Origin of the sequence: Comamonas composti DSM 21721 (assembly GCF_000429845.1) — a bacterium.
Taxonomy (GTDB): domain Bacteria; phylum Pseudomonadota; class Gammaproteobacteria; order Burkholderiales; family Burkholderiaceae_C; genus Comamonas; species Comamonas composti.
In genome coordinates, this window is the sequence record NZ_KE386975.1 from 21,193 (window position 1) to 40,827 (window position 19,635).

The window sequence follows — 19,635 nt, forward strand, 5'->3', positions numbered from 1 at the left end:
ACTTCCTTTTTACTGCCTCAAGGGAAGCGTGATGATGCTGACCGCCTGCAAGGTGTCCGGCTCTTGAGATAAAGGCTTTGGGTTGCTTGGGTGTGTCTCATCCGGGTTTTTGCGGCCCAGCATGGGCGGACGCTGGTATTCGACGGTGAGTTTTCTTTCGCGGGGCCGGCCTGCTTCCTCGGTCAAAGACACCTTCACGTCCTGCGCACATGACTGCAGCGGCAGATAGGAGTCGAGGCTGTCGCACACGGTGCGCCCCACGACGGACTCGATCTCGGAGGTGTTCATGCCGCCGGACGTCAGCAGGCGGTGTGCCTGGCGTGCACCGTCCCCCGTGGCTCTGCTCAGAACCTGCTGGGTTTGGAGAACATCCCAGTAGATGCTCAGGCCGGCAAACAGGCTCAGCATGACTACCGCGATCAGGGCAAACTCCACTGCCGCCACGCCTGCCTGGCGTTTGCGTGCCAGAGGTTTTTTTTGATGAGGATTCATATCACTTCTCCAGCGCGCACCCAGCTGGGACACTCCGGTTGCGGAGGCTTGGGTGGGCGGCTCTTGCGCTGCTGCCGCTTGGCCGAGGCGGTCATAAACACGTTCTTAGAGGGCACTTTGGCTGACGTCTTGTTCGATGAGGATGCTGGCCCTGGCAGCCATCTCCGGGGCATCGAGCTGTGCAAAGCCCGGAATCCAGGGCATGGGGGCCAGGGGCTGCTTGTCATAGGGGATGAAGACCTGCAGATGTGCCATGCACAGCTTGTCGGGATGGCTGCTGCACTCCAGAGAGGGGCTGCACAGCGCGTCATCGCCTAGCCGGCACAGCTTGAGGCTGATGCGCGAATCGTCGGGCCGCAGACCGTCGGGCAGCCAGCCGAGACTGTCCTTCACCACCTGCTTGGCGTTGACCTCCCTCAACTGCCAATTGGCCTGGTATTGCAGCGTGGCACGCACACCATCTTCGGCCGCCCATTGGGCTGACTCCCTGACGAGAAACGCCAGGCCGAAGCTGATGATGGCGTAGAGCAGCGCAAAAAATACCGGAAAGATGATCGCCCACTCCAGTGCGTAGACACCGCGCTGGCGGCCTTGAGGGCTGGGCGGGGAATGACGGGGCTGTATGGGCATGACGGTGTCTCAGCGTGAGCTCGCGCCCGTGTCTATCCCTGTCTCGTAGTGCTCGGGGATTTCGGTCTCGAAACTCTTGAGGTAGCGCTGCAGGCTGCGGCTCGCATGCTCGCCGTCTATGGGACGCGGGCGCTGGCCTTCAGAGGCGCGCTGCATGGCCAGCAACTGCTCGGTGGCATGGCCGACCTCGGCGGCCGTTCTGTTGAGAGGCTGCAGCGCTCTGGTGCTCGCGGGAACAGCAGGCCGTGGCGCTGCTGCCTGCACCGGATCTGCCTGCGGCCCGAGCCTGGTGCCGGCATCGGGTGCCAGCTGGATTTCGACCTGGGCCACACTTCGGTCGGGTGCGTCCTGCTGGGCCTGGGCCTGGGCCAGGCCGAACACGAGCAGCATGGGCAGTGCGTGACGGACAAGGCTGCAAGCCAGCTCTTGAGGACGGCTGAGGGTGGTGGTGGATTGCATGGCGGGCTGCTTAGAACGGGTGGTTGTTGGCATGGCTCTCGGCCGTGCTGGCCGTGGGTGGTTGGGGCATGGCAGGGGGCAGGGCTGCCGGCGCAACTGCCGGCGCTGCAACCGGCTGGGCCGCAATGGCCTGGCGGGTGATGGTGATGGAGCGCATCGCTGGCGCGGCTGCGGCCTGCGGGGCTGCCGCGCGCATGTGCACGGCCTGCCGCACCTGGGCCAGCTGGGCCTGCAGGGTTTGCAAAGAGTCTTCATCTATCAGCGCGGGGGCATTCTTCGCCTGCGGCTGGGACAGCTTTTGCAGCAGCTCGGCCGCCTGGGCCTGCTCGCCGCTGGCCAGCCAGAACAAGGCCAGGTTGAGCTGCACGCGCGCATTCGCGGGTGCGAGCTGGGCAGCCTGCTGGATGGGCAAGCGGGCGGGCGCCAGTTGTCCGTCCAGCATGTGGGCATAGGCGAGATCGCTGAGCACGCTGGCATCTATGGGGTTGAGCCGGCGTGCCTGTTCGAACTGGCTGACCGCTTGCGCATACTGGCCCTGACTCGCATGCAGCAGGCCCAGGCCGCGCCTGGCGCGTGCAAGCAGTGTGCTGTCGCTACCGTCCAGCAAGGCCGTGTAAGCCTGTTGGGCTGCCGGAACCTGGCCAGTGTTGCGCAGCGCATCGGCACGCAGCAGGCGTATCCGGACGTTGGCGCCGTGCTGCTGCTCAAAGGCCTCGGTATGGGCCAGCGACGCATACCACTGGCCGGCCTGTTGCATCTGCACGATCAGGTCCAGATAGGTCTGAACGGTATCCACCTGGTTCGCCTGTTCTGCGGCCTGCATTTGCTGCTGGGCCTGGGCGGCCGTGCTTTGCTGTGCTGCCTGGCCGTAGCCCTGCCCGGGCTGGCTGGCACAGCCGCCGAGCAGGGCCAAGGCGGCAAGAAGAGCAGCCACTGCATATCTTCGGGGCTGGTGGCGGAATGTCGGGGCAGCCATGTTCAGCGTCCTCCCATGCTCGATAGCGAGCGTATGACGGCCATGAAGCCTGGGCCGGCCGTGATCACCAGCAGGGCTGGCAGCAGGGTGAGCACCATGACGCCGGTCATCTTCACGGTGATGGCACCGATCTTTTCCTTGAAGCCGGCCTGGCGCTTTTCGCGCAGGCGCACGCTGAATTCGCGCAGCGGCTCCTGCACGGCTCCGCCATGGCGGTCCACCTGTACCAGCAGGTTGACCACGGCGCTCATGTCTTCGTCGGCGCTCAGGTGGGCCAGGCGCTGGAAGGACTGTTCGCGGCTGCGGCCGTTGGCATAGAGCTGGTTGGCCAGCGTGAGCTCGCCGCTGAGCACGCGCAGCACGCTGCCGAATTCCGTGGCCAGGATTTGCAGGCTCTGGTCCACGCTCAGGCCTACGCCCTGGAGCAGGCGCAGCAGGTCCACGAACAGGGGCAGCTCCTCGACCACCTGCTCGCGTCGGCGCCTGGCCTTGGAGCCCACGATCCACTTGGGCAGCATCAGGCCCAGGCCAAAGCCGAAAAAGGCGTAGATGAGAAGACTGATGCCGGCAGGCTTCAACAACACCAGGGCCAGCAGCGGCAGGGCTATGCCCAGGGCCAGCCGGCTGGCCACATAGACCATGGAGCCGTTGCGCAGGCTGATGCCGGCCTGGTCCAGCAGCTTGCGGTCCTCATCGGCAAGCAAGGCCTTGGCCAGGCCGGACTCCAGCCAGGCCGGGGGCTGCAGGCTGGCAGCCAGGTCCTGGGAACTGCCCGAGCCTGGGGTTGCCTGCGGGTTGAGCAACTGCTGCGTGCTGCCGGGCATTGTGAAGGGGCTGCCTTCGGCCATGAGGGGCGCTGGCGATGCTGGCGAGGAGACCGGTGCATGCGCTTCACGGTCCTGCAGGAGCTTGCCGACCTGGGCCTGGGCCCGGGCCGAACGCAGCAGGCGCCAGATCAGGCTGGCAGCACCCAGGGCCAGGCCCAGGGCACCCAGAGTCAGGCTGATGATCCAAAGCAGCTGGGCGCTCATGCATGGCTCCCGATGGGTACGGCTGTCAGGTGCAGGAGCACAGACCAGGAGAGGGGGGTAGACAGGAACATGTGCTCTCCTGAACTATTTGAGGCGCGCCAGGCGATAGAGCAGCAGCGAGCCAAAGGCTTCGAGTCCGGCCGCGATCAGAATCATTCTCTGGCCGCTGGCGTCGTTCCACATGCGCATGAAATAGCCCTGGTTGAGCACCATGATGAGCGCGCCCACGACGATGGGAAGCAGGGCCAGAACCCAGGCCGAAAGCCTGATTTCTGCGGACATGGCGTGCAGTTCGCGCTCGGCCGACTGGCGGTCGCGGATATAGGTGGAGACACGCTCTAGCACCAGGTCGGCGCGCCCGCCGTAGCGCACGCTCATGCGGAATACGGCGGCCAGCAGACCGAACTCGGCCAGGCGCCAGGAGCGCTCCAGCTGGCCCATGGCCTGGCCCAGGTCCGGCGAGGCGCTGAGCGCAGCGACGGCCTGCTCCAGCGCCTGGCCCAGCGGTGCGGGCACATTGCCTGCGGCCAGCTGAAATGCCGCATGCGGCGAGTTGCCGATGGAGATCAGGCGCACCATGTTGTCCAGAAAGCCGGGCAGCTGGTGCAGCAGCTTTTCGCGGCGCTTGGACAGCCGGCGCCAGATGGCAAAGCTGCACAGCAGTGCGTAGAGCGCCAGGGCCATGAGGCCGAGGACCAGGCCGCCCTTGACCGAGGCCAGCAAAAGCAGCAGCAGGCCGCAGCCCAGCAAAAGCAGCAGGGCCTGCGGCGTGATTCCCCAGGCTCCCAGGCTCAGATGCTGCTCTATCCAGGTGGACAAGGCCGATGCCTGTGTCCGGCCCATGGATGGGGAGGCTCCGGCCTCGGCCTTGTGCAACTGATCGAGCTGCAGGTCCAGGCGACGCTGCAGGTGCTGCCGTGTGGATTGCTGCTGCTGCCGATGCTGCGCGCGCAGCAAAAGACCCAGGGCCAGGGCCAGAAACAGGCAGGCCAGGGCCGCCAGGACCAGGGTTGCTGGGGACAGGCTCGTCATCCACGGCCTCCTTGTGCAGCCTGCTGCAGGCGCCACCAGTTGAGCAGCTTGGGCGAATGCGGGGAAATGCCCAGCGAGACCCACTGGTCATGCTCCTGGCCATCGGGCCCGACCTGGGGCTCGTAGCGGTAGAGCTCCTGCATGGAGATCATGTTGTCCGTCATGCCCGTGACCTCGGTCAGCGACAGCAGACGCCGGCGTCCGTTGGACAGTCGGCCTATCTGCACGATGAAGTCCACGGCATTCGCGATCTGGCGGCGCAGGCTGATTTCGCTGCCCTGAAAGCCCGCAAAGCCGGCCAGCATCTCGGCGCGGTAAAGGCATTCGCGCGGAGAGCTTGCATGGATCGTGCCCATGGAGCCGTCGTGGCCGGTGTTCATGGCCTGCAGCAAATCCAGCACCTCGCCGCTGCGCACCTCGCCCACGATGATGCGGTCGGGGCGCATGCGCAGGCTGTTGCGCAGCAGGTCGCGAATGCTGATCAGGCCCGTGCCGTCAAAGCTGCCGGGGCGGCTTTCCAGCCTCACCACATGGTTGTGGTTGAGGGACAGCTCGGCCGTGTCTTCTATGCTCACGATGCGTTCGCTGCCCGGGATGAAGCTGGCCAGGGCGTTGAGCAGCGAGGTCTTGCCCGAGCTGGTGCCGCCGCTGACCAGGATGTTGCAGCGCGACTGCACGGCCATCTCCAGAATGCGGCAGATATCCTGGTTGAAGGTGCCCAACTGCACCAGCTCGGCCGGGGTCAGCGGATCCTTGCGGAACTTGCGTATGGAGACCGAGGGGCCGTCTATGGACAGGGGCTCGATGACGACGTTGATGCGTCCGCCGTCGGGCAGGCGTGCATCGACCATGGGGCTGGACTCGTCCAGACGCCGGCCCAGCGGCGCAAGAATGCGCCGCACGATGCGCAGCACATGTTCGTTGTCCTTGAAGTGCAGGCTCTCGCGCTTCAGCATGCCGCCGCGTGAGACAAAGATGTTGTCGTAGCCGTTGATCAAAATGTCTTCCACGCGCGCGTCTTCGAGCAGCTCCTGCAGCGGGCCCAGGCCCGTGAGCTCGCGTGTGAGGGCCCGGGCCACGAGCAGGGCTTCCTGCTCGTTCACGGGTACGGAGTGCAGGCGTATGAAGCTGTCGAGCTCGAGCAGCACGAACTGGGCTATGGCCGCTTGCGACCAGCGGCCGAACTCGGCCCCCAGCTCTTCTATGCGGCTGAGCAGGTGCTCGTGCGTACGGTTCTTCAGGTCGGCGAACAGGGGGCTGTGCTCGAATTCGCTGGCCGAAATTTCCGTGGGCGCGGGATAAGCCGTGGTCGTCATGATGGGTTCAGCTTCTTCTGATGTGTTGCAGGAATCGGCTCAGGACACCAGTTGCAGGGGCAGCCGCAGTCCGGGGGTGATGTCTGGAGAGCAGGGGCGCGGCAAGTCTTTGCACGGCCTGCATGTAGGGGTCGACCTGGGGTTGCTCGGTCAGCAGCCGGCCCTGATTCACGGCCTGGACCAGCTCGCGGCGGCGCTCGGGAATCACGCCCAGCAGGGGCAGTTGCAACTGCTGCGCTATCTGCTGGGCATCGAGTTCGAGCTGCCTGTCATGGCGATTGACGATCAGGCCCATGCGCTTGCGGTCCACCTGCTGTGCGTCGAGCCTCAGCAGCAGCTCCGTGGTCGAGACCACGCTGGCCACGCTTTGGTCGCAGACCACCCAGATCTCGCTGGCCTTGAGGGCCAGGCGGCTGGCCAGCCGGGGCACGGCCACGGCACCGAGGTCGGCAAACACATGCTGGAAGTACTGACGCAGATTGAGCAGCAGGCCGTCCACATCGGACGAGGCCAGGTGCTCGCAGGCCTCGGGCTGGCGCGGCAGGCCCAGCAGATGCAGGCCGCTGGCGTGGCGTGCCAGGGCGCTGTGGGCCAGGCGCCGGTCGAAGCGGCGCAGATGGCTGACGGCCTCGACGAAGTCGAACTCGCCCGCGGTATTGAGGTACAGGCCGCAATCGCTGCTCGGGCTGCCCAGGTCGATGAGCAGACTTTGAAGCGCATCGGCAGCCGGTTCATTCCCGGTGGCAGACTGCTGCAGCATGTGCTGCACATGCAGGGCCAGGTGAGAAGCCAGAAGACTGGTGCCCATGCCGGCGCGAGCCGAGACGAGGGCCGTGAGGGCGCAACCAGGCCTGGGCGCGGCATGCACGGGGGAGCGGCTCAAAAGGGCCTGCACGGTCTGCAGGACTGCATGGGTGGGCGCATCCACATCGAGAAAATCCTGCACGCCTGCGCGCAGGGCGGCAAGCATGCAGTCCGGCGTCTTGGTGTGGCCCACGGCCACGCGCGGCATCCTGGGGTGCAGGGCCTGCAGCTCGCCGGCCAGGGCCGTGGCGGCCTCCATGGTGGCCGGTGTGAAGTGGATGAACACGAGCTGGGGCTGGTGTTGCAACTGATGGCGTATGGCCAGATCGTCAAAGTGGGCCAGGTGCAGCTTGGCGCCCATGAGCATGCTTTGCATCCAGGCCTGGACCATGGCCCCGTCCGGGCCGCCCGAGTGGATCAGCAGCAGCTGGGTATGGGGTGCAATGCTGGCCTCTTCGGCGGCTGCGGTGTCAGCGGGCATGGCCAAGGGCCGCACACGCTGCGCAGCGAGAGGGGGCTTCTGAGCGGATGCAGAGTCGGCGGGCGAAAGCCCGGGGGCATGCAGCCGCCCGGGCTCGGCCTGGGCAGCCGCTGCGGGGGCCCGGTCCAGCGAGAGCAAGGCTTCCAGGGTGGTTGGCGACTCTGCTGGAGATGATGCCGGTGGCGGCGCAGCGCAGGCCCCGGGCTCCACGGGCCGCTGCGAGGGAAAGGGCAGGGTGCTCATGGCCTTAGCGCGAGAAGCCTGGCAAGGCCATGGAGCGGTCCACAGGACCTGCAACAAACGGTGCCCAGACGCGGCCTGCGTTGCGCTGTTCGGCGCGCTCGCCTGGCAGCAGGGCCTGCAGATCCGAGTGCGGGGGCAGGGGCTTGACCAGATGCGGGGTGACGATGATGACCAGCTCGCTGTCCTCCTGTGAGTAGTTGAGGTTCTTGAAGAAGCTGCCCAGCACGGGCAGGTCGCCGAGCAGAGGCACCTTGTTGACGCTGGAGGTGGTGTTGCGGCTCACCAGGCCACCGATGACAAAGCTCTCGCCGTCGGCGAGTTCGACCATGGTGTCGGCACGGCGCATGCGCACGGCAGGCACGGACACGCCGCTGATCGTCACGCCGCCCGTGAAGTCCAGATCGCTGGCCTCAGGCGCGACCTTGAGGGCAATGCGCTCGTTCGAGAGGATCGTGGGTGTGAGCTGCAGCTTGACGCCGAACTCCTTGTAGCGGATGGCCACGTTGCCGTCACGGCTGGGCACGGGAATGGGGATTTCTCCACCGGCCAGAAAGCTTGCGTTCTGGCCCGTGTGCGCCACCAGGGTGGGCTTGGCCAGCACGCGCGCCAGGCCGTTGCCCTCCATGAGGTTGAGCTGGGCGCTGAGGCCGCTGCCGCCAAAGGCCTTGCCAAAGCCCATCACCAGGTTCATGGCGCTGGAGATGGCCGAGCCCCCGCCGTCACCCGAGCCCCCCGACGAGCCACCGCTGCCGCCCGAGCCCGGCGTATACATGCCGAAGCTGAAGCCGTGGCTGTTGGCGCCATTGCTGAGCAGGTTGATGCCTGCGCGCTTGAGAGCCGATTTCTTGAACTCCACCACCTGCACTTCGACCTGCACGGTATTGCTGCGGGTGCTGATCTCCGAGCGGTCGACGACAGGCGTGTTCTCGGGCGCGCCCTGGCGCAGCTCGCTCAGCGCCTGGTCGTGTGCGATCACCGAGGACAGACGCTTGGCGAGGACCAGGCGCTGGCCGCTGACCTGGACCTCCCGGGTCTCGGGCAGACCCTTGGGTGGCCACAGGGTCAGCGTGGTCCGGCCCGGGGCCTTGGGCGTGAGCAGCAGCTCGGCCGCCGTGCCGCCGCTGGCCGAGCGCAGGATCTTGACGTCGAGCACGTTCGGGTCGCCCACGGCAATCCGGCTCAGCGTCGTTGCGGGCTGCAGCAGATGCTGACGTCCCACGGACAACTGCAGCGCCGGGTCTTCGGCTTCCAGGCTGGTGAGCTCGGTGTCCTGGTCCGAAGTCTGCTGCTCTTCGGAGGAAAAAGCAGCAGTCGGCAAGGCCAGGGCCAGCAGGGCCGCACAGGCTGCGAAGTGGTGTGGCGAAATCATTGCGGTTGTCATGGTCGCTCCCTCACCAGAGCTGGGGACGGGCCCCGGTATTCGAAGACTTGCTATTTGAAAGATAGCTGCTAGCGCTTTTTCCATGGGGGTTTGCGGTGGTTTTATTCATTTTTTGTGCAGATCCTGGGCGCTTTAGTAGCTGACTCTTTGCACGGCTGCGCCCTGATGGAGCTCCACGCTTTGCTGGCGCTCGGGCCTGGGGCTCGCCTGGGTGCGTACGGCGCTGCCCGTCTGGCGCGGTGCGGCGCCAGTACCGGTTGCTGCCAGGTCCTTGAAGCGCAGACCGGCAAAGGCCTTGTCCGCAGCCTGCATCTGCTCTCCCTTGGGCAGGCGTCCTGGCAGCGGGCGCAGCGCTGAAGGCAGGGCGGCGAACAGCTCGGGGTTGGGCAGGGCTGTGTCGTCGGGGTGGCGCAAGGCCAGGGTGAGCTGGCCGTATTTCTCGGCCAGGGCCAGGCGCTGCACGTCTTCCAGAGGCACGGCCAGCACGGCGGTGTTGGCGTTTTCAGGGCGTGAGGCCTGGTATTCGCGCTCGCGGCTGCTGCCCCGGCGCTGGCTGCTTTCTTCCTCCTGGGCGGCCTGGGCTGCGGTGGGCGGTGGGTTCTCCACGCTGGCCTGGCCATAGGCCAGAACGCGGCTGCGGGCCAGCAGCAGGCGCGCATGGGTATCGGCTGCGGTCTGGCCGCTTTTGTCTTCCAGGGTCACAAAGACATCCACGAAGTCGCCGGGGCGCACATGGTGGCCGGCGGCCATCTGCTCCTTGATCGCAATCGACAGCGCGCGCTGGCCGGGCTCGATCTGCAGGGCCAGGCCGTGCAGCAGATGCTGCTCGAACAGCGGTGCTTCGGCGGGCAGCGCAATCAGGGTCGTGCGGCCCAGCACGGCTTCGGTCTTGGCAAAGCTGTTCACGATGGGCGTGGGCATCTGGCCGAGCTTGAGGTCCTCGGCCGTCAGACGCTGGCCGGCCGCCACGGGCCTGGCGATCAGGACCACGTCATGCATCTGGGCCGGCTCGGCTTTGGCCGCCGCCTCGCCACTGGCGGCTGCAATCGGTGCCACGGGACGCTGGGGCTCGCGGCCCAGCATCCAGGCAACAAAGGCCAGGCCAATGGCCAGCACGACCAGCAGCCCGGCAAGAATCTTGGTGAGGTTCATGGCTTGTGTTCCTGCTCAAGGGTGTCTATAGGTGTTTGGAGAAATTCCCGCGCATGGCATGCGCGTGCGGCAATCAGCGGCTTTGCTGTCGTGCCTGCAGCAAGCTGCGACAGCAAAGCATCCAGTGGCCGTGGCTGCCTGGCAGAGAAGGCTGGGTGCATGCATATGGGCTGAATATTCATGAGCTGCTCAGCGGTGGGCCGTTTTCTAGCACCAGCCAGATGGCGGTCAGGGCCATATAGCCTGCGTAGGGAATGCTGCGCTGTATGACCCGCCGGGGCGCGCCGGCAGCCGGCAGGGCCGGCTGTGGCGCACCATGACCTGGCGCCGGGGCCGCGAGGCCCGAGAGGGCGGAGCCCAGACGCAGCGGCAGCCTGGCCTGCAGCCAGCTCGCATACGGACTTGGGCTGAACGCTCGCCATGCGAGCACCAGCAGGCCATGCAGGCCTGCGAGCAGGCTGCCGCCCAGCCAGATGAGCAGCAGCGAGGGCGAGAACCCGAACCACAGCCCCATGACGGCGGCAAACTTCACATCCCCGGCTCCCATCCAGCGCAGCGCATAGAACGGCAGCAGGGCCGCAAACGCGGCCAGCATGCCGATCACGCCATCCCAGGGTTCGACCCAGAACGGCTGTACGCCGCTGAACAGCGCCACCAGACCTGTTGCCAGGCCCAGCAGCACCATCCAGTTGCGCACCTTGCGCATGCGCAGGTCCATGACGGCTATGGCAGTCAGCCATAGCAGAAGCAGGATGGATGGGGTGGCGCCCATGAATTTACTTCTTGTCCGCGGACGTTACGGCAGCCTTGAGGCCTGTGCTGACTCGCTTGAAAAGATCGCCCAGATCAGTACCAAGTGTGGTCATGACTCCGATGAGTGCCACGGCAATCAGCCCGGCAATCAGGCCGTACTCGATGGCGGTTGCGCCTTCTTCGTCCTTCCAGAAGTTCTTGATGATTTGGTTCATGGCTTGGTCTCCATCTACTAAACAAGGCCCATGGATAAAAGCAGTGGCTGGCGATGGGCGAACACCGGTCACTGTGACGAAAACGTTGGCTTCACCAGCTTGCGCTGGCGCTGATCGGGGGTCTGTCATAGGGCGGCAACCGCCGCGTATTCAAGCTGGAAGCCAGGCGTAGCTGCGGCCTGGGGGCTGGCTGCTGGCGCTGGGCGTGTCGGCTGGCCGGGGCGGCGGGGCTGGGCGGCGGGGCCGCGAACAGCTTGTCCAGCCAGTGCTCGGGCAGGGTGGGCGGCAGCAACTGGCCCGTGGTGCGCACCAGGCGCAGCTCGTTGATGCGCTGGTCGTAGATGGCATCGGCTTCGTCGAGCATCAGGCGCTGCATGTCGAGCTGGGCGTCGAGCACCTGGGCCAGGCTGCCTCGGCCGACTTCGAGCAGGCGCCTGCGTCCTTCAAAGGTGGCACGGGCTTCGCGCACGGCATCGGCAAGCTGGGTTTCGCGTTCGTGCCCGGCCTGGGTTCGGCCCCAGGCGGCGGAGGCGGTTTCGCGCACCTGGCGGCGCACGGCTTCCTGTTGGGCCTGCTGGGCCTGCAGCTCGTTGATGGCCTTGAGAATGCGGTCGCGCAGCTCGAAGCCGTTGCCGAAGTTCCAGTTGAGCTCCACGCCATAGCGCGTGCCGTCAGCATAGAGCACGCCCTTGGGGTCGCGGGTGTGCGCGACCACGGCGGCCAGCGTCGGAAAGCGCTGGGCCTTGCTGCGCTCGACCTCGGCCTCGGCCTTGGCGATCTGCTGCTCCATCTCCCTGAGCTCGGGGCTGTGGGCTTCGGAGGCCTGCAGGGCTGCGTTTTCGCTGGCCGGCATCCATTGCGCAGGCACTTGCAAGGCGGGCAGCCAGCCATTTTCGGGCCTGAAGTTGAAGTAGCGCGTAAAGCGTGCGAGTGCATCCATGCGCTGGGCTTCGAGTGCATGCTGCTGGCCCAGCGCTCCTGCACGGCGCGAGGCCGCCTGGCGCAGGTCGTTGCGGCCCACGGCGCCGAGCTCGGCGCGGCGCTCCTCGATGCGGGCCAACTGGCCGATGATGCGCGCCGACTCGGCCGCGATGCGCGCCTTGCTGTCAAAGCGGTGCCATTCGAGCAAGGCGGTCAGCGCTTCCAGCAGCACGTTCTGGCGCGCGCCGTAGAGCACGCTGGTCTGGGCCGCCTGCAGCGATTCGGCCGAGCGTATGCCGGCGCCTATGGCCCCGCCATCGAGCAGGTTCATGCGCACTTCGGCATTGACGGTGGAGTAGGACTCCCGGGTCTGGCGCAACTGGGCATTGCCGCCCGAGGTGCCGATCTTGAAGCTGGGCCAGCGTGCACCGCGCGCCGAACTCAGGTCGTGGCCTGCGGACTCCAGTGCGGCCTGGGCCTTGAGCACGTCGGGGTGTTCGATGAGCATGCTCAGCAGCGCGGCGCTCAGGCGCTGCTCGCCCTGCTGGCCTGCGAGCGAGGCCGGTGCAAAGCGCTGCTCCAGCTTGAGCCGTGCCGGTGCGGCCTGGGCCTGAACGGCACAGCCGAGCCAGAGCGCGCACAGCAGGCCTGTGCAGCATGGGCGGCGAAGGCGGTGGACGGCTTGCATCATGGCTCCCGGAAAGCCTCGCTCTGGATGCGCAGCATGGGGCGCAGCAAATACCAGATGAAAGGCTCATGGCCGAGCAGCAGGTCGAGCTCGGCCTGCATGCCCGTGGTGATGCGGTTGTCCGTGCGGCCTACCCAGGGCTGTCTGAGGTTGGCCTGGATGCGGAAATACGAGCCTGCCTGGGGCTGGTTGGGGTCGCGGTCGGCGTCGGGGGCAACCAGGGTGACCTCGCCGGGCACGAAGCCGTAGCGCAGAAAGTCATAGGCCGTGATCTTGGCCTTGGTGGCCTGGCCTACGCGCACATAGCCGCGATCCGCAGGGTTGAGGCGGGCTTCGACGAGGATCTCATCCTTGTCGGGCACGACTTCCAAAATCGGCTCGCCAGGCTTGATGACCCAGCCCGCGCCAGCGCTGCGCAAACCCTTGACCACGCCGTCCGTAGGCGCCAGAACGGCCGTGCGCGTGCGCTGGCTGCGGGCACGCGCGAGGTCTTCACTCAGACTCAGCAGCTCGCGCTCGACCTGGGCCAGCTCTTCCGAGGCGCGGCGCTGAAAGCTGCCCTGGGTCTCGACGAGTCTGGCCTGGGCCTGGGCGATCTTGGCCTGGTTGCTGACCAGGGTCTGGCGCGCGGTGGCCAGCTCGGCCCGCACCTGTTCGAGTGCGCGCTGCTTGTCTATGACTTCGAGCTGGCCTATGAGCTGCTCGGCCACGAGCTGGCCTGCAATCGCCGCCTCCTCCTGGTGCAGCCTGAAATTGGTCTCCAGACCCTGAATGCGTGCCTGGATTTGCGCGACCTCCCCATGGGCCTGGGCGAGCTGGGCCTGGGCCGAGGCCATGCTGCCCCGGTGCTCCAGTGCGCGCGAGGCAAAGGCGCCGAGCTCGGCCTGGACGATATGCGCTTCGAGCTCGGCTGCGAAATCGCCGGCCTGCAAGGGCTTGCCCAGGCTCTCGGCCGTGAGGCGTGTCTTCACGCCACGTGCCGTGGCATGGCGTGCGCTCAACTGCTCAAGGTTGAGGCTGGCGCCGCCCAGATCGATCTCCAGCAGCGGCTGGCCCTGGGCCACGGCCTGGCCTTCGCGCACATGTACGGCCGTGACGATGCCGCCCTCAAGATGCTGTACGGTTTGCACGCGGTCCGAGGGAATCACCTGGCCGCTGGCGACGACCACGTTTTCCACGGGATAGAACAGGCCGATGAGCACCAGCACGGCGGCCGCCCCCATGATCAGCTCGCGCCGGCCCGGGCGGCGCCTGCCAGCAGGCAGGGGCCGCGGTGCGGCGGTGCGGCCCTGGGCTTGCTTGAGTGCCAGGGGCAGGTCGCGGCCGGTGTCGCGTGTCATGGCGTGAGCTCCTCGGCCGGAGCCTGGGCGGCATTTGTCTGGGACGCCGAGGCCTGGCTGGCGGTCTGGGCCGCAGGAATGCCGAACAGCGAAGGCATGAGCTCGGCCGGCGTGCCCTGCTCCACGCTGCCGTCGCCACGCACGTGATAGATGCGGCGGGCCAGCGAGGCCACGCGCGGGGAGTGGGTGACGATGATCACCGTGTGCTGGGCAGCGATGCGCAGCAAGGTCTGCAGCAGGGCGGTTTCGCTCTCGAAGTCCAGATCGCTGCTGGGCTCGTCCAGCACCAGCACCGAAGGATTGCGCAGGAACAACTGGGCCAGGGCCAGCTTGCGCAGCTCACCGGCCGACAGACCTGCGCCGGCTTCGCCCAGCGGGGTCTGGTAGCCATGGGGCAGGCGGCTGATGAAGTCATGCGCTCCAGTGAGCTGGCAGGCAGTGAGGATCTGCCTGTCGTCCGCATCGGCAGCAGCCATGCGCAGCGCCTCGATGATGGGGCCGCTGAACCAGTACACCTGCTGGGCCAGACAGCCTATCCACCGGCCCAGGTCCTCGCGCGAGAACTGGGCCATGTCGTATTCGTCTATGAAGATGCGGCCCTGGTCGGGCTGGTACAGGCCGGCAATCAGCTTGGCCAGCGTGGACTTGCCGGCGCCGTTGCGGCCCACGATCACATGCAGGCCGCCCGGGCCTATGTCCAGGCTCACCTGCTCCAGCGCGAGGTGTCCGCCCGGGTACTGGTAGCTGACCTGGTCGAGCACCAGCCGGCCCTTGGGGCGCGGCAGCTCCAGTTCCTGGGCTGCGATCTGCTGCGGCTCCTGCAGTGCGGATTGCAGGCGCTGCGCGGCCTCGTTGGCCTGGGCCATGGAACGCCAGCCGCCCGCGAGCTGGGCCACGGGCGCCAGGGCCTTGCCCGAAAGCAGGTTCACGGCCATGAGTGCGCCAATGCTCATCCATTGGGCATTGATGGCGATGGCGCCCACAGTGATCACGGCGATGGAAAACAGGGTCAGCAGCACGGTGCTGGACTCCCTGGCGTTCTCCAGCTCGCCGTTGCGGGAAAAACTCTCCGCTAGCCAGCGGTCGTAGCCTGCCTGCCAGGTCTGGAGCGCGGCTGCGTCATAGCCGAGCACCTTGAGCGTGACGCGTGCATTGCAGATCTCGGCCGTGCCGCGATCGAGCAGGCGCGAGCGTGCAATCTCCTCGACGCGACCGCTGCGCACCTCGTCCGACCACCACCAGGCCAGCAGGCCGAGGATCAGCATGGCGACCAGCAGCACAGGCAGTACGGGCCAGGCAATGATGCCGACCACGATCAGGGCCAGCGCCGCCATGGGCAGGTCGAGCATGGCCGAGGCCAGTCCGCCCGAAAGCCCGGAGCGCATGGTGCCCACATCGCGGAACAGCTGCAGCCACTGGCTCGCAGGGCGCTGCTCGAGTGCAGCCAGCGGGCGGCGCAGCATGGAGTGCATCAAGGCCTGGGAGACATCGCGATCGATCATGGCCCCGGCTTCGCGCAAGGCTCGCGCGCGCTGGCGGCGCAGCCACCATTCAAGACCCAGAAAGCACAGGGCGCCGGCCACCATGGCCGTGAGCGTGGCCGTGCCGCCATGGGCGATGACCCGGTTGTAGACCTGGAGCAGAAAGATCGACGGCAGCAACCCCAGCAGGCCTATGGGCAGTGAAAGCCAGGCTGCCTTGTGCAGCTGCTGTCTGGCCTTGGCAAACGCATGGGCGATGGCCGAGGCGGGCGAGTCCTGCGTATCCCCGGGAGGGGATGCCGAGGCGGCAGCTGTCGTGGGAAAGGGGTGCAGATATCCGAGCATTTATGCTTGTTAGAGGTGTTTTTTCATCGTCTGACAAATGAAAACAATTGTTACGATGATGCATCACAGATTGAGTTTTGGTGATTTGCATCAAGAAAATTAATTAATCAACTGCTTAACTTAATTAGTTTTGATAAAAGAGCTTCCATCTTTTTCTTGTATGTGGTAGTTGACCTTGCTTGCGGTACAGGCGTATTCGCGCAGGGCATCGGCCGCAATGGCGAAGTTGGCGGAACTGCGGCCCGCGAGCAGCACGGTGTCGCCGGGGCTGCTTACATGCAGCAGGCTGCGGATCAGTTGGTTGAGGTCGTTGAACCACTGGACCTGGGCGAGATCCGCGAGGGACACGGCCAGGGCGCGCAGCGCAGGGCCGTAGAGCAGTACGCTCTTGGCACGGCTGGCACGTATCAGCGGCTGCAGGGTGAGCTGGGCGGCTTCGTCCGATGCGTGGCCAAAGTCATCTATGCCCGCGATGGCGATCACGCTCTGCAATCCCAGGGGCGAGTGCTTGATCAATTGCGCAAACGCCGCCTGCATGGAAAGCAGATGCCTGGCCCGGCTGTGGTCCAGCAGGCAGATGCCACCGGGCAGGTGCTGGGGCTGGCCCAGGCCGCTCATGGGCAGCCATCGGGCCAGACGTGTGCTGGCCATGTTCAGGCAGCGGCCCAGGGCCTGCAGCGTGGCCAGCGTGGCCTGGGCGTTGCGGGCCATGTGCAGGCCGTCGGCGCTCAGGCGCAGCTTGAGTTCCAGATCCGGGGCGCGCAGTTGCAGGCTGTCGTAATGGACGATGAGCTCGCGCAGCGATGCCCCGGGCTGGGGCCCGAAGGTGATCAGGCGCAGGCCGTTTTTGCGGGCCATGCCGGATGCCACGAGCCGCAGGCTCAGGTGCTGGGGCATGATCAGCGTGGTTCCGGGGCGCAGCGCGCGCAGCGCGCGTCTCACGGTCTGCAGCAGCAGGCCGCTCATGGCGCCTTGCTCGGGGCTGCTTGCGTGCTCGGCTTCGAGGTTGGTGATGACCAGTACATCGGGCAGGACCATGGGCAGGTCCTGCTGCAGATCGCTCAGGGCCAGCTCCACATGGGCGCAGGCAGAGGTCTGGCTCCAGTTGATCATCTGCAGGGCCGTGCTCTGGGTTTGCAGGGCCTGCGTGCGCGGGCTCGGCTCCTCATCCTGGCAGTGGCGCAGCATGCTCAGCGTGGAGCTCTTGCCCGTGCAGCCGGTGACGGCGATCACGGGCCGGTTGATGCGGCTGCGCGTGGCGCAGGCCAGGCGGCGCAGGCCGGCTTCCAGATCTGCGACATGCAGCACGGGGTAGCCGTGGGTCAGCAGAGGACCGGGGCTGGCGCTGATCAGCGCCGCTGGATTCAGGGTCGGCAGCAGGGCTGCGGGCACGCCCAGAGGCTGGTCGTTCTGGCGCACGAGCACGGCTGCTCCCGGCAGATGGCTTTGCCGGCTTACATCCAGGCCTGCGCAGGTGAGCGCCTGCGGATCGGTAGGCGCATTGAGCCAGCGCCCCTGCATGACGCAGGCCAGCGTGGCCGCATCCCAGATCAGGGGCTGGTCCAGGGGCTGGACGGAATTTTCCTGGCTTTTGGTCGGCGCCTGGAATGGCGAGGGCTCGCTCCTGCGATGCAGTCCCAGAAGATCCTGGGCTCTGGTGCCATAGGAGGCTAGCAGGTCCAGCAGCTCGCGCCCGGCCAGCAAGGTGGTGAGCAACTGGGCCGAGGTGCTGGGTGTGGTCAGCAGGCGTCTTGCATCCGGGGTCAGCATGGCCGCATGCAGTCGCTTGGCCGGAGGCAGGTGCAGCGCATGCTCGGGCAGCAGCGTGTGCTGGTTGAGCCGGTACAGATGCTCGTGCAACAGGGCCGAACACTGGCTCAGGGTTTCGGTGTCCGGCGCCTTGCTGTCGGCTGGCAGCAGCACGCATTCGGCCAGCACCATGCCCAGCCAGGGCTGGCTGGACAGCGGCTGCGAGGACTGCAGCAGCGTCAAGGCCTGCTGGCGCAGAGGCCGCTGGCTCAGGGCTAGGCGTGTGGCCTGCAGCAGGGCCGATGGCGGCTCTTCGGGACGCATCTCGCCATAGGCCTGCAAGGCCAGCAGCAGCCACAGCAGATCCCATTCCCGGGCCGAGTGCAGGTTGGCCATCAGGGTCGTGGCCAGCAAATCCATTTGCGGCAGACGTCTGGCAGAGCCCGGCGCGCCTGGAGCCCTGGCAAGTGCCGAACTGCCCAGGTAACGGGAACGCACCACGAGTGCCATTGCGCAGTCGATCAGGGCACCCGGTGCAGGCAGGGGCAGCAGCTCCAGGTAGGCCATGGCGCGCTCTATCGCATAGGGCAGGCGGTCGTCGTGTATCTGGCGCTGGGCATGAACCAGCGCGTAGGTCATGCCCAGATGAGTGGACAAAGAGGGCTGCTCCTGCCAACTGCCATTGCTGCGCTGTTGCTGCAGCAGCAGGGACAGCGTGGTGCGCATGGGAGGCATGCGCTGCGGCCTGGGGCTGGGGGCGGGGTCCAGGGTCTGGACCAGGGCTGTGACAGGCCCTGACTCCTCTATGTAGATGCTGCGCAGATGCAGCAGCAGGGTCGGCTCCTGATCTCCCCGGGGTGCCTGGGCACCGGTATGGAGGCGGCGAGAAAGGCCCGGACCCTCAGGCAGCCAGGATGAGGGCAGCAGGTCTATCCGTTCGAGCTTGCTGTCGGCTACGGCGAGGGGCAGGATGCCGCCTTCGGATCTGGGCTCGTAATCCTCGTTCAGATCCGAGATCTGGTGCACCCAGTCTATGCGCAGCGTCACCGCATTTTGCTTGCGTGCCCAGGCCCATTGCCTGAGCCGGGTCGCGCCTTCGTTCCAGGCCGCATCGAGAGTGCTGGCGCGTACGTGAAACACGGAGACTTCCTGATCCGCTGCCGAGACCGTGAAAAACATCACGCAGCCCGGATAGGGGGAGGGCAGGAGCAGCAAGTGCCTCTCCAGGTACTCCAGGCTTTTTGCCAGTTGCTGCGACAGCATGTTGGTTTCTTTATCAGAGTGCGAAAGCAGCGGGGACTGCGGGGACGGGACCGGTCTCAGCGGTACTTGAACTCGACGCGGCGATTGCGCTGGTGCGCAGTCTCGCTGCTGGCGTTGTCGGCCAGCCGCTCCTTGCCGTAGCTCACGGCCTCGACGCGGGTCGGCGAAGCGCCGAGCAACTGAAGGCTCTTGCGAACGGCTTCGGCACGCTTCTGGCCCAGGGCCAGGTTGTATTCAATGCCGCCACGGCTGTCGGTATGGCCTTGCAGGCTCAGCGTCTGCTGGGGGTTGTTGCGCAACCACTTGGCATGGCTTTCGAGCGTGCCGCGATCCGCGCTACGAACGGTATAGGAGTCATAGTCGAAATAGACGATGTGGGCCGTGTGCGCGGGGCCGCTTCCTTCGGCCGGGCTTTGGGCGACCACGGGTGTGATCTGCGAGCTGGTGCCAGCCGGCTTGCCAAAGGCGTAGTTGTGCTCTGCGCGCTTGGACGTGGTGGCGGGGGCGGTGCTGCAGGCCGCCAGCCCCGTGGTCAGGCAGGTGACGACCACAAGCGCCGTGGACAGTGGGAACAGGTTGAACATGGGGTCTCCTAGAACCGGCACCACTTTCCGGTGGTGCCGGCAATAACAGGCGGCCTGGCCGCCGGGCATCACAGCAACTGGCTGTGCTGCAGTTGCTGGGCCAGGGACAGGCTGGCGCCCATTTCATGGCCGAGACCATGCTCCTGGCTGCTGATGGCCATGGCCACGGGTTGCAGGTCTGCGCTGGCGAAGTCGCCGCTCGCAAGAGCTGCGGCTGTGGGCTTGCCGCCCAGCAGGCCACCGAGCAGGCCGCCATTGCCTCCAAGCAGGCCGCCCAGCAGGCCCTTGTCACCCAGCAC

At 66.4% G+C, this 19,635-nt stretch carries 18 protein-coding genes; all 18 read right to left on the reverse strand.

Going from position 1 to position 19,635, the window contains the following annotated elements:
* Window positions 1-9 precede the first annotated feature (9 nt).
* Complete coding sequence (locus G486_RS23215) at window positions 10-492, reverse strand: TadE/TadG family type IV pilus assembly protein (protein ID WP_027017256.1); 483 nt, start codon at window positions 490-492, stop codon at window positions 10-12.
* Window positions 493-597: 105 nt separating this feature from the next.
* Window positions 598-1,122, reverse strand: a complete 525-nt coding sequence (locus G486_RS0120760; protein ID WP_027017257.1) for a TadE/TadG family type IV pilus assembly protein — start codon at window positions 1,120-1,122, stop codon at window positions 598-600.
* 9 nt (window positions 1,123-1,131) lie between these two features.
* Window positions 1,132-1,581 (reverse strand): DUF3613 domain-containing protein, encoded by a 450-nt coding sequence (locus G486_RS23220; protein ID WP_051303711.1) that lies wholly within the window; start codon window positions 1,579-1,581, stop codon window positions 1,132-1,134.
* A 10-nt stretch (window positions 1,582-1,591) separates the two neighbouring features.
* The gene (locus tag G486_RS23000) at window positions 1,592-2,557 is read right to left on the reverse strand and encodes a tetratricopeptide repeat protein (RefSeq protein ID WP_051303712.1); all 966 of its coding nucleotides are present in this window, start codon (window positions 2,555-2,557) and stop codon (window positions 1,592-1,594) included.
* Window positions 2,558-2,559: 2 nt separating this feature from the next.
* Entirely contained in the window at window positions 2,560-3,588 is a 1,029-nt protein-coding gene (locus tag G486_RS0120775; RefSeq protein WP_027017258.1) for a type II secretion system F family protein, read from the reverse strand.
* Window positions 3,589-3,672: 84 nt separating this feature from the next.
* Window positions 3,673-4,620, reverse strand: a complete 948-nt coding sequence (locus G486_RS0120780; RefSeq protein WP_027017259.1) for a type II secretion system F family protein — start codon at window positions 4,618-4,620, stop codon at window positions 3,673-3,675.
* Window positions 4,617-5,936 (reverse strand): CpaF family protein, encoded by a 1,320-nt coding sequence (locus G486_RS0120785; protein ID WP_034388675.1) that lies wholly within the window; start codon window positions 5,934-5,936, stop codon window positions 4,617-4,619. The genes G486_RS0120780 and G486_RS0120785 overlap by 4 nt, the downstream gene beginning before the upstream one ends.
* Window positions 5,937-5,943: 7 nt before the next feature.
* Complete coding sequence (locus tag G486_RS0120790; protein WP_027017261.1) at window positions 5,944-7,464, reverse strand: P-loop NTPase family protein; 1,521 nt, start codon at window positions 7,462-7,464, stop codon at window positions 5,944-5,946.
* Between the two features lie 4 nt (window positions 7,465-7,468).
* A complete protein-coding gene (locus G486_RS0120795; protein WP_027017262.1) occupies window positions 7,469-8,845 on the reverse strand; it encodes a type II and III secretion system protein family protein in 1,377 nt (458 codons plus the stop codon).
* Between the two features lie 132 nt (window positions 8,846-8,977).
* Window positions 8,978-9,997, reverse strand: coding sequence for a Flp pilus assembly protein CpaB (gene cpaB / locus G486_RS0120800; protein WP_027017263.1), 1,020 nt, complete (start codon window positions 9,995-9,997; stop codon window positions 8,978-8,980).
* Window positions 9,998-10,175: 178 nt separating this feature from the next.
* Window positions 10,176-10,769, reverse strand: a complete 594-nt coding sequence (locus G486_RS0120805) for an A24 family peptidase (RefSeq protein WP_084455480.1) — start codon at window positions 10,767-10,769, stop codon at window positions 10,176-10,178.
* Between the two features lie 4 nt (window positions 10,770-10,773).
* The gene (locus tag G486_RS0120810) at window positions 10,774-10,965 is read right to left on the reverse strand and encodes a Flp family type IVb pilin (protein WP_027017265.1); all 192 of its coding nucleotides are present in this window, start codon (window positions 10,963-10,965) and stop codon (window positions 10,774-10,776) included.
* A gap of 91 nt (window positions 10,966-11,056) precedes the next feature.
* Window positions 11,057-12,574, reverse strand: coding sequence for a TolC family protein (locus G486_RS23005; protein ID WP_245587384.1), 1,518 nt, complete (start codon window positions 12,572-12,574; stop codon window positions 11,057-11,059).
* Window positions 12,574-13,914, reverse strand: a complete 1,341-nt coding sequence (locus G486_RS0120820) for an HlyD family type I secretion periplasmic adaptor subunit (protein WP_027017266.1) — start codon at window positions 13,912-13,914, stop codon at window positions 12,574-12,576. The genes G486_RS23005 and G486_RS0120820 overlap by 1 nt, the downstream gene beginning before the upstream one ends.
* Window positions 13,911-15,740, reverse strand: a complete 1,830-nt coding sequence (locus G486_RS23010; protein ID WP_034388678.1) for a peptidase domain-containing ABC transporter — start codon at window positions 15,738-15,740, stop codon at window positions 13,911-13,913. Before G486_RS23010 ends, G486_RS0120820 begins: the two co-directional genes overlap by 4 nt.
* 120 nt (window positions 15,741-15,860) lie before the next feature.
* On the reverse strand, window positions 15,861-18,752 hold the full coding sequence (locus tag G486_RS23015) for a UDP-N-acetylmuramoyl-tripeptide--D-alanyl-D-alanine ligase (protein ID WP_051303713.1): 2,892 nt from the start codon (window positions 18,750-18,752) through the stop codon (window positions 15,861-15,863).
* A 56-nt stretch (window positions 18,753-18,808) separates the two neighbouring features.
* Window positions 18,809-19,336, reverse strand: coding sequence for an OmpA family protein (locus G486_RS0120835; RefSeq protein ID WP_051303714.1), 528 nt, complete (start codon window positions 19,334-19,336; stop codon window positions 18,809-18,811).
* A gap of 68 nt (window positions 19,337-19,404) precedes the next feature.
* The coding region (locus tag G486_RS0120840) for a hypothetical protein (RefSeq protein ID WP_027017268.1) at window positions 19,405-19,635 on the reverse strand (231 nt) is incomplete at its 5' end.